Here is a 13,998-nt window from a genome sequence, read left to right on the forward strand (position 1 = left end):
AGCTTTCGTCACTGATTTATGCTGGCGCTTCCGTATGCCCTGATTCCTGATGTGCGCCAAACTAGTCAGCAAATTGCAATAATTGCTGGGTATATTGCTGTTTTGGCGCTGCAAAGATGGCCTGGCAGTCCCCTTGTTCTACCACCTCTCCCTGTTTTAACACAATCACTTGATGGCACAGTGACCGTACGACTTGTAAGTCATGGCTAATAAACAAGTAACTGAGTTGGTAGCGCTGCTGAAGGGATTTCAGCAACGCCAGAATTTGTGCCTGTACCGATTTGTCCAGAGATGACGTAGGTTCGTCGAGGATCAGTAATTGAGGTTGCAGGATTAATGCACGAGCAATAGCAATGCGCTGGCGCTGTCCACCAGAGAACTCCGTTGGGTAGCGATAGCGGCTCACCGGATCCAATCCAACTTCTTCCATCGCCTTAATTACACGGAGCTCGCGGTGTGCCGCACTGAGTTTCTGATGAACTTCCAGCCCCTCAGCAATAATCTGTTGAATATTCAAGCGTGGATTCAGTGCCGAGTAAGGGTCCTGGAATACCACTTGAATCCGACTGCGATAAGGCAACATCTGTTTGGGTGAGAAATTATGCAACGGTTGACCATCAAACCAAATCTCACCTTGGGAAGGCAATAAGCGCAGCAATGCCAGCCCAGTCGTGCTTTTTCCTGAACCGGATTCCCCCACCAAACCTAAGCTTTCACCGGGCCTTAAAGCAAAACTGAGATCTTTCAAAGCATAATGATGCGAGACAGTTCGGCGCAACAAGCCACGTTTAATCGGGAAGGCCACTTGTAGCCCCTTGACTTCAAGTAAGGGTTGCAAGCCTGTCTGGAGTGGCAGTGGTTCGCCCTGTGGTTCGGCATCCAATAACTGGCGAGTATAGGCATGCTGTGGTGAGTTAAACAGCGCTTGACGAGTATTGTGCTCAACCACGCGCCCCTCACGCATCACGGCTACATTATCAGCCAGCCGGCGCACGATATTCAGGTTATGGGTAATAAACAGCAAACTCATGCCCATCTCTTGCTTTAACTCTTTCAGCAAACTCAAAATCTGGGCTTGCACCGAAACATCCAGTGCCGTCGTTGGTTCATCGGCAATCAGTAGTTTGGGCTTAGTCAGGACAGCCATGGCAATCATGACGCGCTGGCGCTCACCTCCAGAAAGCTGATGTGGAAAATCAGCCAGTCGGCCCTTGGCGTTGCGAATACCAACCCGATCAAGGCACTGGATAATCTCAGTACGGGCGGCTTCCTGGCGCATGCCACGGTGCAGTGACAGCACTTCAGATAGCTGCTTCTCAATAGTGTGCAGCGGATTTAATGACACCATCGGTTCTTGGAAAATCATGGATATCTGATCACCACGGATGCCGCGCAATGTCGGTTCATCGGCATGTAATAGCGATTTACCGGCAAACAGGATATCACCACTGGGGTACACCGCGGGTGGCGAGGGTAGCAGGCGCAGTATCGACAAGGCAGTGACACTTTTTCCCGAACCAGACTCCCCGACCAAAGCCAGTGTCTCACCGGCATCTATTTGTAATGACAACTCGCTAACGACCTGATGTTCAACACCTGCCTGGCGAAAGGCGATACTGAGATTTTGAATATCCAGAAGTGGGGAGGTCGCCATATCAGTACACCTTGCTTGGGTCAAAGGCGTCACGCACCGCTTCGCCGATAAAGATCAACAGAGATAACAGCACCGCCAATACCAAGAATGCCGTTATTCCTAGCCACGGAGCCTGAAGGTTATTTTTACCCTCCAATAACAGCCCACCCAGTGAGGGCGAACCCATTGGCAAGCCAAAGCCAAGGAAATCCAGTGAGGTGAGGGTGGTTATCGAACCGCACAGAATAAAGGGCAGAAAAGTCAGAGTGGCAACCATGGCATTGGGCAGCATATGTCGCGACATAATCACGCGATCGCGCACTCCCATTGCCCTTGCAGCACGGATATAGTCATAATTTCGGGTACGCAGAAACTCGGCCCGCACCACGCCGACCAGCCCCATCCAGCCAAATATCACGGTAATGGCGAGTAGCCACCAGAAATTCGGCTGCACAATGCTGGACAGTAAAATGATTAAAAACAGTGTTGGCATGCCAGACCAGACTTCAATAAATCGCTGCCCCAACAAGTCAATTTTTCCACCGTAATAGCCCTGAACTGCCCCGGCACAGATCCCAATCACACTGGAGAACAAGGTTAATGTCAGGCCAAATAACAGTGAGATACGGAAGCCGTAAATGATCTTAGCCAATACATCGCCGCCAGTGCTGTCAGTACCGAGCAAATTAGTGTGACTCGGTGGCGAGGGGAAAGGCACGTCTGTCGCGAAATTAATGGTGTTGTTGCTAAAGCGGATGGGAGCCCAGATGGCCCAGCCATTATCTTTAATCCGGCTAATAACATACGGATCTTGGTAATCCGCTGCCGTGGTTAAAATGCCACCAAAGGTTGATTCGGTGTAGTTGATCATAAAGGGCATGTAAAACTTACCCTGATAGTTCACCAATAGCGGCTTGTCATTGGCTATCAATTCGGCAAATAAACTAATAATAAACAGTGTTAAAAATATCCACAGTGACCAATAGCCACGGCGGTTCTGGCGAAACCGCGCCCAACGGGCTTGATTAATTGCACTTAGTCGCTTGATCATTGACGGCCCTCAAAATCAATCCGTGGATCAACCAAGGTGTAAGTGATATCGCTGAGGATATTCAGCAACAAACCAATCAGCGTGAAAATATAAAGAGTGCCAAACATCACCGGATAATCGCGCTGCAAAGTAGCTTCATAGCCCAGTAGCCCTAAGCCATTTAGTGAAAACATCACTTCTATCAATAATGACCCAGTAAAAAACATGCTAATAAAAGTGGCAGGGAAGCCGGCAATCACCAGCAGCATGGCATTGCGGAACACATGGCGATAAAGGATTTTTTCTTCGGGTAAACCTTTGGCGCGAGCTGTCACCACATATTGTTTACGAATTTCGTCCAGAAATGAGTTTTTGGTCAGCATGGTCAGTGTGGCAAAACCGCCAATCACGGTGGCCAGAACCGGCAATGTGATGTGCCACAAATAGTCGGTTATCTTGCCGTACCACGGCAGAGTATCCCAGTTGCTGGACACCAGCCCCCGTAGCGGGAACAGATCGAAATAACTGCCACCGGAGAAAAGTACAATCAATAAAATGGCGAATAAAAATGAAGGGATAGCATAGCCGATAATGATTAAGGTACTGCTCCAGGTATCAAAAGCCGAACCACTACGCACTGCCTTTTTAATTCCCAAAGGAATGGAAACCAGATAGATAATTAGTGTGCTCCATAACCCCAGTGAGATAGATACCGGCAGGCTATGTTTAATCAATGACATAACGGATTCGCCACGGAACAAGCTGTCACCAAAATCAAAACGCACATAGCTCCAAAGCATCTCGAAATAGCGCTGATGCAGCGGTTTATCAAAGCCAAAGCGCTGTTTGATCTCGGCAATAACTTCTGGGTCTAATCCGCGTGAGCCGCGATAGTTGCTATCACCAACTTGTGCAGCATTCAGGCCAACCTTAGCACCACCTAATCCGCTATCGCCGCCTCCGGCACTATATCCGCTGGAATGGCCCAGTTCGATGTTGGCAATCGCCTGATCCACCGGGCCACCGGGGGCTATTTGCACTATAAAAAAGTTAATAGTAATAATCGCCCACAGAGTGGGGATAACCAGCAATAGTCGCCGTAGCAGATATGCGCCCACAATCGCCCCCTAATGACGTTCTGTTGGCAGGCGAGCTGCCTTGTTGACATCAAACCACCAGCTGTCAAAGCCGAGCGAATAAGTGGGTCTGTCTGCGGGCATCGAGAACTTATCCCAATAAGCAAAACGAGCGTGATTGGAATACCACATCGGGATCATCAAGTAGTTCCAGGTCAACACGCGATCCAAAGCGCGGCCCAGAGATAACAGTACTTCTGGCTGTTCCTGATGTTTAATAATCTGTTCAATCAATTGGTCGATCGCCGGATCTTTAATACCCGAAGCGTTATAACTGGAATCAATATAAGCCGAGCTCCACAAGATTTGCAGATTCGGGCTAGGGTAAGGGAAAGCCGTGTAAACCGTGGGGATCATATCGTAATCCCGGCTGCGCAGGCGGTTAACAAACTGAGAACTATCCACTTCGCGGATATTCATCGTTATGCCCAAACGCTGTAAATTATGCTTAAACGGTTGAACATATTGGAAATTACTGCCGCTGAGCAACAGTAATTCAAAGACAAAAGGTTTACCGGTTTTGCTGTTAACCAATTGCTGATTTTTCACTTCCCAGCCCGCGTCGCTCAGTAATTCGCGCGCTTTTAATAAATTATCGCGTGCGTTACCTGTGCCGTCAGTGTGTGGCGGCTGGTAAATTTGAGTGAATACTTCCGCTGGGATTTTGCCTTTTAGCGGTGCCAGCCAGGCTAATTCAGCGCTGTCAGGATAACCTTTAGCCGCATATTCCGTATTCTGGAAGAAGCTATTAGTACGTTGATAACTGTCGAAATAAAATGCTTTATTCATCCAGTCAAAATCAAACGCCAATGTCAGTGCTTCACGAACTCGCCGGTCGCTAAAAATAGGGCGCTGGACATTAAACGCCAGCCAGCGGGTATTTTGAGCTGAGTTATCGAGGATATCTTGTTTGACGATAGTATTTTTCGCAAAGTTACCGCCCACATATTGGGTCGCCCAACTCTTAGGTGAAGTTTCTTCGCGGAAATCAAAAGCACCGGCTTTAAAAGCTTCCAATGCGACTTTATCGTCTAAGTAATAATCGTAACGGATGGTGTCAAAATTATATTGCCCACGATTGACGGGCAAGTTGGCCGCCCAGTAGTCTCTGACTCGCTCATAGGTAATAAATTGGCCCATCTTATATTTGCCAATACGATAGGGGCCACTGCTGACCGGCGGCTGACTCAGTGGATCACTGAGTTTATGATCTTTCCAGAAATGCTCAGGCATTACAGGTAAACCAAATAGACCCAGCATCTTATCTTTATTGGGTTCTGGGAATTCAAAACGCACAGTCAGACGAGAAATGGCTTTTACCTGTACGCCCTTATAAACAATACGAAATTGCGGCACACCTTCGGTCATAAATTTATTGAAAGTGAATGCTACATCTTGGGCGGTAATAGGCTTGCCATCATGAAAACGGGCACGAGGATTGATATCAACTTCAATCCAGTGAAAGTCGGGAGCAAAACGCGCTGACTCGGCAATTAATGGGTAATAGCTACCAATTTCATCGTCTGAGGTACTAAACAGTGAGTCATATAAACGTTCAGTGCGCACAGCCGGGTTGCCACGCAGCGCATAGCGGTTGAAGTTATCAAAGGTGCCAATTGCAGAGAGCGTGATATCTCCGCCTTTAGGGGCCGCTGGATTGACATAATCAAAATGGCTAAAATCTGATGAGTACTTAGGTTCGCCCAATATGGCAAAAGAGCTACCTTCTTTAATAGTTTCAGCTTGCAGACCAAAACTCAGGGCTGATAGCGCCAAGGTAGCAAATAGGCGTAACAACATATTGGTAGTGATCTCCTGCTGTTATTTGCGTAGTAATAATCTCAAATGAAATTACCAGTTTACAAGGGTAAAGCAAACATTAAGCCAATGAGTTTTTGTTACGAAGTTTTTTTATTACAAAACTTGACCAGATCCTCAACAGATAGCGGCTTACTGAGTAGGTATCCTTGCTGGTAGTTGACCCCATGTTGCGCTAAATACTGGAGTTGTTGTTCGGTTTCAACACCTTCTGCGACGGTTTCAATATTGAGTTTGTTCGCCAACATTAATACTGCATCTAATACCGGTGCAGCGACAGTATTAATACCGATAGTACTGACAAAACCACGATCTATTTTAATAAAGTCTAATGTGAAGCGTTCTAAATAAATCAGTGCACTGTGCCCGGTACCAAAATCATCAACAGCAATTTGTATCCCTTGAGAACGCAACCAGGCAAATTGTTCAATGGCTAACTCTTCTTCAACCATACCCCGTTCGGTAATCTCGAATACTGGTGAAAATACATTGGTATTTAATTGTTGTAACATCTGGGTGACATCTTTGCGGAAGCTATCATCTGTAAGGTGAACAGGTGAAATATTTAAAGCTAATTTAACGCCTACTGGAACATGAGCTTCCATTAATTTGCTGTCTTTTATGATTAATTCAAATAAATGCCGGGTAAGCGGTTGAATCAAATGCTGAGCTTCCGCATAGGGAATGAAAAGATCAGGGGAAATACGTCCTTCAATAGGATGCTGCCAACGGATAAGTGCTTCTAATCCAGAGAATGAACGGTCATCAGACCGGAATGCGGGCTGGTATTCAACAAAGAACTCACCGCGCCGAATACCACGTAAGATTTCAGCTTCCGCACTTTGGCTGGCCATGAGAATATAATAAGCCAGAATACCGACTAAGCCTGCAAGTAACAATCCGCCCAACAAAGTCAAACGAATATCATCTGCAGTCAGGCTAGTATGATAAATCAATATCTTAATTGGGTAGCCAGGGAGCTGGACTTCACGTGCATCACGCGTGGGTAGCTGGCTGATAGGAATGACTTTAGCGTCAAAGGTAGTAACCGCCAGTTCATCAATAATGATAGCTAATCCGTTGACCTGATTATCCGAGTAATTTAGCAATAGGTAGGGATGTAAAGTGAGTTCCAGTGTTGCTAATACACCGGTATTCCCGCGGCCGGCTTCGCGTAACCATACACCTATTGCCGCTTTGCCTGGCATCATAGGTGTACCTTGCTGAATTTTAAAATCTAATGGCTGGGAGACATTAATTTTAGGGTATAGCGCGCTGACAGGTACATTCATTTCGCCCGTGGCCGATGAACAATAGGCGATATCATTCCGCACTAATAAGAAAGCCCGAACACCATTCGTAAATGCGGCGCGGTAGTGCAGCGCAGAGCTGGCCTGTTCACAATTTTTTGCACTCAGTGGAATGAGCTGAGACATAGACGTTGTGAGTTCACTCAGGAACTGAGACGAATAGGAGATAATATGGTCGCTTTGCAATGTTAATTTACGCTCACCACTGCGATAAATTAATGACAACGTAATAACAGCAAAAAGAATAAAGAAACAGAGCGCGAGGATGACACTTTTTTTAACGAGATGGCGTCTGGATAAAATATTGCGGGAGAACGCACTGTTTGAACCCATGTTACGCCGCTCCTCAGCAAGATCGATAAAGTATTATGAGTATAAGTAAGTTAGCAGCACAGCGCTACCGATTTGCTAGGGAGCAATATTGACATTAATAAGGTTATCGATTTGAAAATCAATCAAATATAAAGCAAAGATGCTATCTAAATGCATCAAATATGCGGGGCAAGTGAACTTCATTTCTATTGGCGTATTTTAGAAATACATATCCATAAAACAAATTCTCAGCTTAGTAACGCAATCTACTTTATTCCAGAAAAAATAATCGTTGTTTGATATGTCTTAGTGCCAGAAAACTCTTGGTTTAGCGGAGCGCATTTTACACAGAAAACTCTTGAATTATGTGTTTTGATCAAAAAAAGGACGTTTCCTACAAGGTGAGGGCGAGGGACTACAAAACTATATTTCGGCAATAAAAACTATTTCGGCAATAAAAAACGCTGCCAAGGCAGCGTTTCATCATTTCGTTTGGTATCTCGGACAACAGGAATAAAAATCAGTTAGCTGCGCGAACCGCTACTTAGCACTCGTCGCCCATCACGATAACGCTTATTCCAATAATCTTCATTTAGGCTCGATATTGTCACACCGACACTGGTCGATGCATGTACAAACTTATCGTTACCTAAATAGATACCAACGTGGCGGCCAGTCGATCCTGCTCGGAACAGCACCAAATCACCGGGGCGCAACTTAGTACGTTGGATTTTTTTGCCAAGATCCTGCTGCTCAGATGTTGAGCGTGGCAAATCCATACCAAATTGTTCACGGAAAGTCGTTTGTACAAACGCAGAACAATCAATACCACGTTTGGTGCTACCGCCTAAACGATAACGAACACCTTTCCACCCTGCATACTGTTCTAAAATCTTCGACTTGACGTCAACGTTGCGCACCATTGCTTCGAATTCATCCTGAGAGGCTTGCAGTAAAAGCCCATCTTTGTCATTAACTGCACGCATCTCAGTTTGCGTATTATGTAAGTTCGAAGTCTGTGGTGAACTACACGCTGATAACATTACCGCTGCTGCAACTGCAGGAATGACCCGCAGAATATATCTCATAATAGGTTGAGACTTGACCATTGTTGTTGTTTTCCCTTGCTGTCCTTACGACGGATGTCGCTACCAAAATGCCAAACGAATCGAGATTATTGATTGTGGTCAGATGAGACAATCACTTAACCATATAAATGTGCAGGAACGCACAATATTAATCAGGATAAGGATGAAATGCCGGTATCCGAGCACAAACGTTTTTGAGACTACCGTAATGATTAATAAAAGGCGAGAGCTTTTATGCCTATAATTTTACAAAATGTTAATGTTACATAATGTAATATTAATATATTAAAAGCGGATAGCTGAATTTGTAGCTGTTTAGTAACAATAAATGAGTGAAGGCGTTAATTGCTGATAGGGCAAAAAATAGACTTTTTTGCCCTATCATAAAGCAGAACGCGGGTTACCGACTTTTTGAGCCCGGCAGACCCCGGTTAATGACATCAATGATTTTGTCACTGAGCGGTGTTAGTAATATCCAACTCATCCCCACCAAAACAATTGAGAGCGAGCCAACCGCAATATCCGTAAACCAATGTGCGCCAATCATTATTCGTGGCATGGAAAAGAGAACCACGATTAGCAGGGCGATAGCAAAGGCATCCCGGGAAAAATAGCGCAGCATAAAACAGGCAAAAATCATCAGCATCATACCGTGGTCGCCGGGGAAACTGTCGCTTGATGTATCTTTGGTCGGAATGCCGGTTAACTCACTGACGCGGTTAATATTTTCAAAGGTCAGCGTCGGACTGGGATGCGAAACGGGCAGTAAGTGACCGAGTTGGTTGAGGATAACTGCTGTTAGCAGCATAACAAATCCCGTGACGATTAGCCGACGTCGGCCTGCGGTGCTTTCTTTCATATAGAAGTACAAATAAAGCAGCCCCATGCAAATCAGGGAAATAACATCAAAGGCCCGATTGTTGGTGATCGCTACCCAATGCAGAAATGAAGGGCTTGACAGCAAATGCTGGTTAAAATAGAAGAATATTGCTGAATCTATTTTAAACCAAAAAGCGTGGTTTTCTGGAATATACCAAGAGAAAAACAGGGCTATCCCAAGTAAATTGAGCAGTAGTATTGTCGGCAAATTACGACGGGTCATGCGATTGCCTTTAATCTATAAATTGTCAATGTAATAACAATGCAGTAAATAAATTTGGGCGCATTATACTCCCTTGTATAGTCGAGTCCTGAGTAATTCATGCTGTAATGAATTCCAGTCAGGGTCAGTTGTGCTAATGAGTTCAATTCGGCTATCAAGTGGGGGGACCTGGCGAGTTTCAATTTTCAAGTCATGTCCTTGGCGGTTAACTACCAGAGTGCCCTCAGGAATGCGCATCACGCCTTTTATACGTTCTACCGGATTTAATCGTACCCATTCCAATAATGGTACCGTGTCAAATACGGTATCGGCATTAAATACCCAACCGCAACTCAGATAACCTTGACCCTGATTAAGGGCGCGACGCCAAGGTTCGTTACCTTTCAAGCTCAATGCGGCTAATCCTTTTTGTCGCGTTGGGCTGTGATGATGAGCGCTGTTGGGTAATTCATCATAATTACTGTGTGGCATATCCAGCAGAGCAATATCAATCTTCCCCTGTTCTGTATAATAGAGTGGGCGTAATACTGGCTGTTGTTCATGCCATTGCTTTAATACCGCATAATCCGTCTCACTATAGGCATCTTGTTTATTTGCCACCAGAACATCGGCTGCCGCTAGCTGGTCACGAAAGTTTTCATTTTCTGTATAGCGTGGCTCACTCAACTGGCGTGCATCCAATAGGCTCAGAGTGGCATGCAGTGAGATCCATGGTTGATAAACATCCGAGGTTAATAAAGACAGAATCTGTTTTGGATGTCCCAACCCCGTGGGTTCAATCAGTAACCGATCTGGCTTTGCCTGCCGTAGCAGCATATTCAAGCCGACTTGCATGGGTAATCCATTTACACAACACATGCATCCACCGGGTATTTCTTTTAATACCGCCCCACTATCAGCCAATAGCGCTCCATCAATACCGATCTCGCCGAATTCATTGACCAGAACCGCCCATTTTTCATGTTCCGGTTTTTGCGACAATAAATGGCGAATGGTGGTGGTTTTGCCACATCCCAAAAAGCCGGTAATCAAGTTTGTTTTTGTCATCAGTAGCCTCCGATATGAATTTTTTTTTAATGCCCTATTAAGTTTAAGGCCATCAGTGCCGTAGTTATATGGAGAGGATATAACACTGAGTCAGCTTATTTTGAAACGGAAAAAGCCAAAACACAGAGTATTTCCTAGGGGACTTAGGAACGGCGCCTAATGGTTATATCAAGATAGGAAATATAATTTGTCTTATTGAGGAATTTTAGTGAGTTATTGAAAGAGTAGCGCTATAAAAAATGCTCTATCATTTCCATTGCTCAGCTTGGAATCCTCTATCTTTAAAATGACAGTTATGAGAGTCGAGGTAGTTATGAGCAAATATCGGATGCAGATTATATTAGCAATATTGTTTTCATGGACAATATCTTTTGCCGCAAGCAGCGCGCAGTCTAACCTGTCGGTGACTGGAACAATTACATTTTCCGGAGCCATAGTAGAAAGTCCATGTGATACCACATTTTCGGATCAAACGATAACAACGCACTGTTATCGTGATGGTAAAACACTGACTCAACGACAAACCCTCTCACGTAATATGTCTCTGACTTCTCGGTTACCTAATCAGTTGGCGTCTTCAAGCTTGGAATGGTTGAATCCGCAACGTAGTTTGGGTATTTTGACCGTTACTTACCTCTAATGCTATAAACTCAATTATTCATCTTATAAACACGGCTTATTACACTGATAAGCCGTGTTAGTTTTCGGATGTTTTCTTCTTCATTGAAATTGTTTGACCGCAATGAAATTGTTTGACCACATGATATACTGATCGTTATTCAGACACCCTTTGGTCAGGCCAATTTAGCCTTTCAATGCTAACACCTGATGCAGGAAATAAGGTTATGCGGTTATATCAGGAAGTCGGTAGTCAGCTGCGAGATGCCATTATCAGTGGGCAATACAATTTGGGTGATCGTTTACCGCCTGAACGTGATATTGCCGAAAACTTTAGCGTCAGTCGCAGTGTGGTGCGTGAAGCATTGATTATGCTCGAACTGGAAAAATTAGTGGAAGTACGTAAAGGTTCCGGAGTCTATGTGGTGAACGTTCCCGATAGGCTCGTAAATGGGGAGTCTGTCGTGTCCGCCGACAGTGGCTATGGCCCATTTGAGCTGTTGCAGGCTCGCCAATTATTGGAAAGCGAAGTCGCTGCTTTTGCTGCTATGCAAGCGACTAAGGCAGACATCATCAAAATGCGTCAGGCCATCGAGCAGGAAAAAACCGCTTTAGATGCTGGTGCTGTGGATGAAAGTGCAGATGAGTTGTTTCACTGCTTGCTGGCCCAATCGACACAAAACAGTGTTCTAGCGAATATGGTTGCAGAGGCATGGCAGGCCAGGAAAACCAGCGCCATGTGGCAGGGGGCACACAGTCACACCCTTGATTTCAGTTACCGTTGGCAATGGATGGAAGACCATCAAAAAATCCTGCAAGCGGTGCTACGCCGAGATAGCAAAGCCGCTAAGCAAGCCATGTGGCAGCATTTGGAAAATGTAAAATTGAAACTGCTTGAGATCTCAGATGCTAACCATCCCGATTTTGATGGTTATTTGTTTGAGTCTGCGCCATATCAACTCGAAGAGTAATTTACCCTGCGGCCTTGAAGCTACAGGGGTGTTGGCTGCACTCACTCACCCGAATCACTTACATGTGTAATCTCATCGGGATTTGCTTGCTTGCCGCCTACCTGTAACTTCAATGACTTTGGGCAAACCCTGTGGCCTTGAAGCTACAGGGATGTTGCACTCACTGCTCTGATAGGATTTAAGGAACCACATTCTTGTTAGCGCGCTAAATTAACCCTGCTGAGCCAAACGTTTTACCGTTTCTTTCGCGCCAAACTGCTGAAGGCTGAGATAAGCTTCTGTTACGGCTTGAACAAATTCGGATTGTTGTGGCAAGGATTCACCAAACAGTGGTTTTAGTGACAATAAACTCTGTACTCTGGCAATCCCATCTTCGCTATTCTCAACGCATGTTTTAAAGCTATCCACCATTGGGTCACGAATATCAATAGGTTGCCCGTTATCATCTACACCGCTCACATAACGCATCCAACCCGCGATACCCAATGCCAGGCAACGATATGGGCCACCATTTTGTAAATGCCAACGTACTGAATCCAGCATCCGTTGTGGCAATTTCTGGCTGCCGTCCATAGCGATTTGCCAGGTGCGGTGTTTCAATGATGGATTGCTATAACGCTCAATCAACTGATCAGCATAAGCACTCAGATCAATACCGGTGACGCGCAGTGTTGGAGCCTGTTCTGCCATCATCAGACGATGCGCGGTTAGCCGATAATTTTCGTCTGCCATGCAGTCATTAATATGCTGATAACCAGCCAGATACCCCAGATAGGAGAGGTAAGAATGGCTACCGTTCAACATGCGCAACTTCATTTCTTCAAATGGTAATACATCATCAACTAACTGTACCCCAGCGACTTGCCAGTCAGGGCGACCCGCGACAAACTTGTCTTCAACCACCCATTGAATAAACGGTTCACAGGCAATACCGCAAGCATCGACCACACCTAAGGTATCGGCTATCTCTTGTAATGTTTCTGGGGTAGCAGCCGGAACAATGCGATCGACCATGGTATTAGGGAAAGTGACATTTTGTTCTATCCAACTCGCCAACTCTGGGTCGCGGGCTGTTGCCAGACCAAGTACCGCGTTTTTCACCACATGGCCATTTTCTGGAATGTTATCGCATGACAGCACAGTAAACGGCGCCAGTCCGCGTAAGCGACGCAACCGCAGCGCTTCAACCAGAATACCAGGGGCGGAAGTGGGAGCATCAGGGATAGCGAGGTCGGCGCGGACAAATTCATTTTGCAGATCCAGTTGGCCGGTACCTGGCTCAATGCAATAACCTTTCTCCGTAATGGTCAGCGACACGATCGCCACTTGTGGTTCGGCCAATTTCTCCAGCACCTGCATAATGCCGTCTAAACGGGCATGCACCGACTCACATACCGAGCCAACGACAATGGCTTGATTACTTTGTGCGCCTTTTTCCAATACGGAGAAGAGGTGGTCTTGTTGGCGCAAGTTTTGAATCAAGACATCAGCACCAAACAAACTGACTTCACAGATACCCCAGTCGCCTCCCTGTTTATTTAAGACCCTGTCAGTCAGTAGTGCCTGATGCGCGCGGTGAAATGCGCCAAAACCGATGTGAACAATACGGCTTCTTAGTGCAGTTCTATCATAAGCAGGCTGCTGTACGGTATCGGGAAGACGGCTATTGGCAATAGTGTTCATTCGTAGCTCCACAATCATTGACCTCATGGGTATAGCAAAGGGGACACACATGAGGTGATAGATAAAAGTTGTTAGACCAGTTTCGTTTGGCTTCTATAGGAAAAAAGCCACACCATACTGACCGTTTTCTTTTGCTCGTTGCCATGCAATAACGGCTTGCAGTGTAAAGCCATATGACAGAAAATAAAATTGGTAAGTCCAATATTGATTATATTCGTGAAGTGGATCAACCAATGAGGTTTTGCTTTTT

General features: G+C 45.6%; 11 protein-coding genes. 2 read left to right on the forward strand and 9 right to left on the reverse strand.

Annotation, left to right across the window (positions count from 1 at the left end; genetic code table 11):
- Positions 1-61 precede the first annotated feature (61 nt).
- The 8 genes from yejF to ACF3VQ_RS07375 form a co-directional block, all read right to left on the reverse strand.
- A complete protein-coding gene (yejF, locus tag ACF3VQ_RS07340) occupies positions 62-1,654 on the reverse strand; it encodes a microcin C ABC transporter ATP-binding protein YejF (RefSeq protein WP_392434284.1) in 1,593 nt (530 codons plus the stop codon).
- A 1-nt stretch (position 1,655) separates the two neighbouring features.
- Complete coding sequence (locus ACF3VQ_RS07345) at positions 1,656-2,684, reverse strand: ABC transporter permease (protein WP_392434286.1); 1,029 nt, start codon at positions 2,682-2,684, stop codon at positions 1,656-1,658.
- Positions 2,681-3,781 (reverse strand): microcin C ABC transporter permease YejB, encoded by a 1,101-nt coding sequence (locus tag ACF3VQ_RS07350; protein WP_005171436.1) that lies wholly within the window; start codon positions 3,779-3,781, stop codon positions 2,681-2,683. The genes ACF3VQ_RS07345 and ACF3VQ_RS07350 overlap by 4 nt, the downstream gene beginning before the upstream one ends.
- Before the next feature lie 9 nt (positions 3,782-3,790).
- Entirely contained in the window at positions 3,791-5,599 is a 1,809-nt protein-coding gene (locus ACF3VQ_RS07355; RefSeq protein WP_392434289.1) for an extracellular solute-binding protein, read from the reverse strand.
- A 98-nt stretch (positions 5,600-5,697) separates the two neighbouring features.
- Positions 5,698-7,260 carry a cyclic di-GMP phosphodiesterase gene (locus tag ACF3VQ_RS07360; protein WP_392434291.1) on the reverse strand — a complete coding sequence of 521 codons (1,563 nt, stop codon included), beginning with the start codon at positions 7,258-7,260 and terminating at the stop codon, positions 5,698-5,700.
- A gap of 503 nt (positions 7,261-7,763) precedes the next feature.
- Positions 7,764-8,348: a bifunctional murein DD-endopeptidase/murein LD-carboxypeptidase gene (gene mepS, locus ACF3VQ_RS07365; RefSeq protein ID WP_392434293.1), complete on the reverse strand. Its 585-nt coding sequence runs from the start codon at positions 8,346-8,348 to the stop codon at positions 7,764-7,766.
- Between the two features lie 379 nt (positions 8,349-8,727).
- The gene (locus ACF3VQ_RS07370) at positions 8,728-9,429 is read right to left on the reverse strand and encodes a phosphatase PAP2 family protein (protein ID WP_392434296.1); all 702 of its coding nucleotides are present in this window, start codon (positions 9,427-9,429) and stop codon (positions 8,728-8,730) included.
- A gap of 63 nt (positions 9,430-9,492) precedes the next feature.
- Positions 9,493-10,476, reverse strand: a complete 984-nt coding sequence (locus tag ACF3VQ_RS07375; RefSeq protein ID WP_392434299.1) for a CobW family GTP-binding protein — start codon at positions 10,474-10,476, stop codon at positions 9,493-9,495.
- Between the two features lie 313 nt (positions 10,477-10,789).
- Between ACF3VQ_RS07375 and ACF3VQ_RS07380 the strand changes: the two genes are divergently transcribed.
- On the forward strand, positions 10,790-11,116 hold the full coding sequence (locus ACF3VQ_RS07380; RefSeq protein WP_392434302.1) for a type 1 fimbrial protein: 327 nt from the start codon (positions 10,790-10,792) through the stop codon (positions 11,114-11,116).
- Between the two features lie 205 nt (positions 11,117-11,321).
- Positions 11,322-12,065, forward strand: coding sequence for a GntR family transcriptional regulator (locus ACF3VQ_RS07385; RefSeq protein ID WP_392434305.1), 744 nt, complete (start codon positions 11,322-11,324; stop codon positions 12,063-12,065).
- 210 nt (positions 12,066-12,275) lie between these two features.
- Here ACF3VQ_RS07385 and ACF3VQ_RS07390 read toward each other — a convergent pair whose 3' ends face one another.
- Positions 12,276-13,748: a mannitol dehydrogenase family protein gene (locus ACF3VQ_RS07390; RefSeq protein ID WP_392434307.1), complete on the reverse strand. Its 1,473-nt coding sequence runs from the start codon at positions 13,746-13,748 to the stop codon at positions 12,276-12,278.
- Positions 13,749-13,998 lie beyond the last annotated feature (250 nt).

Source organism: Yersinia fenwicki (assembly GCF_043099325.1).
GTDB lineage: Bacteria > Pseudomonadota > Gammaproteobacteria > Enterobacterales > Enterobacteriaceae > Yersinia.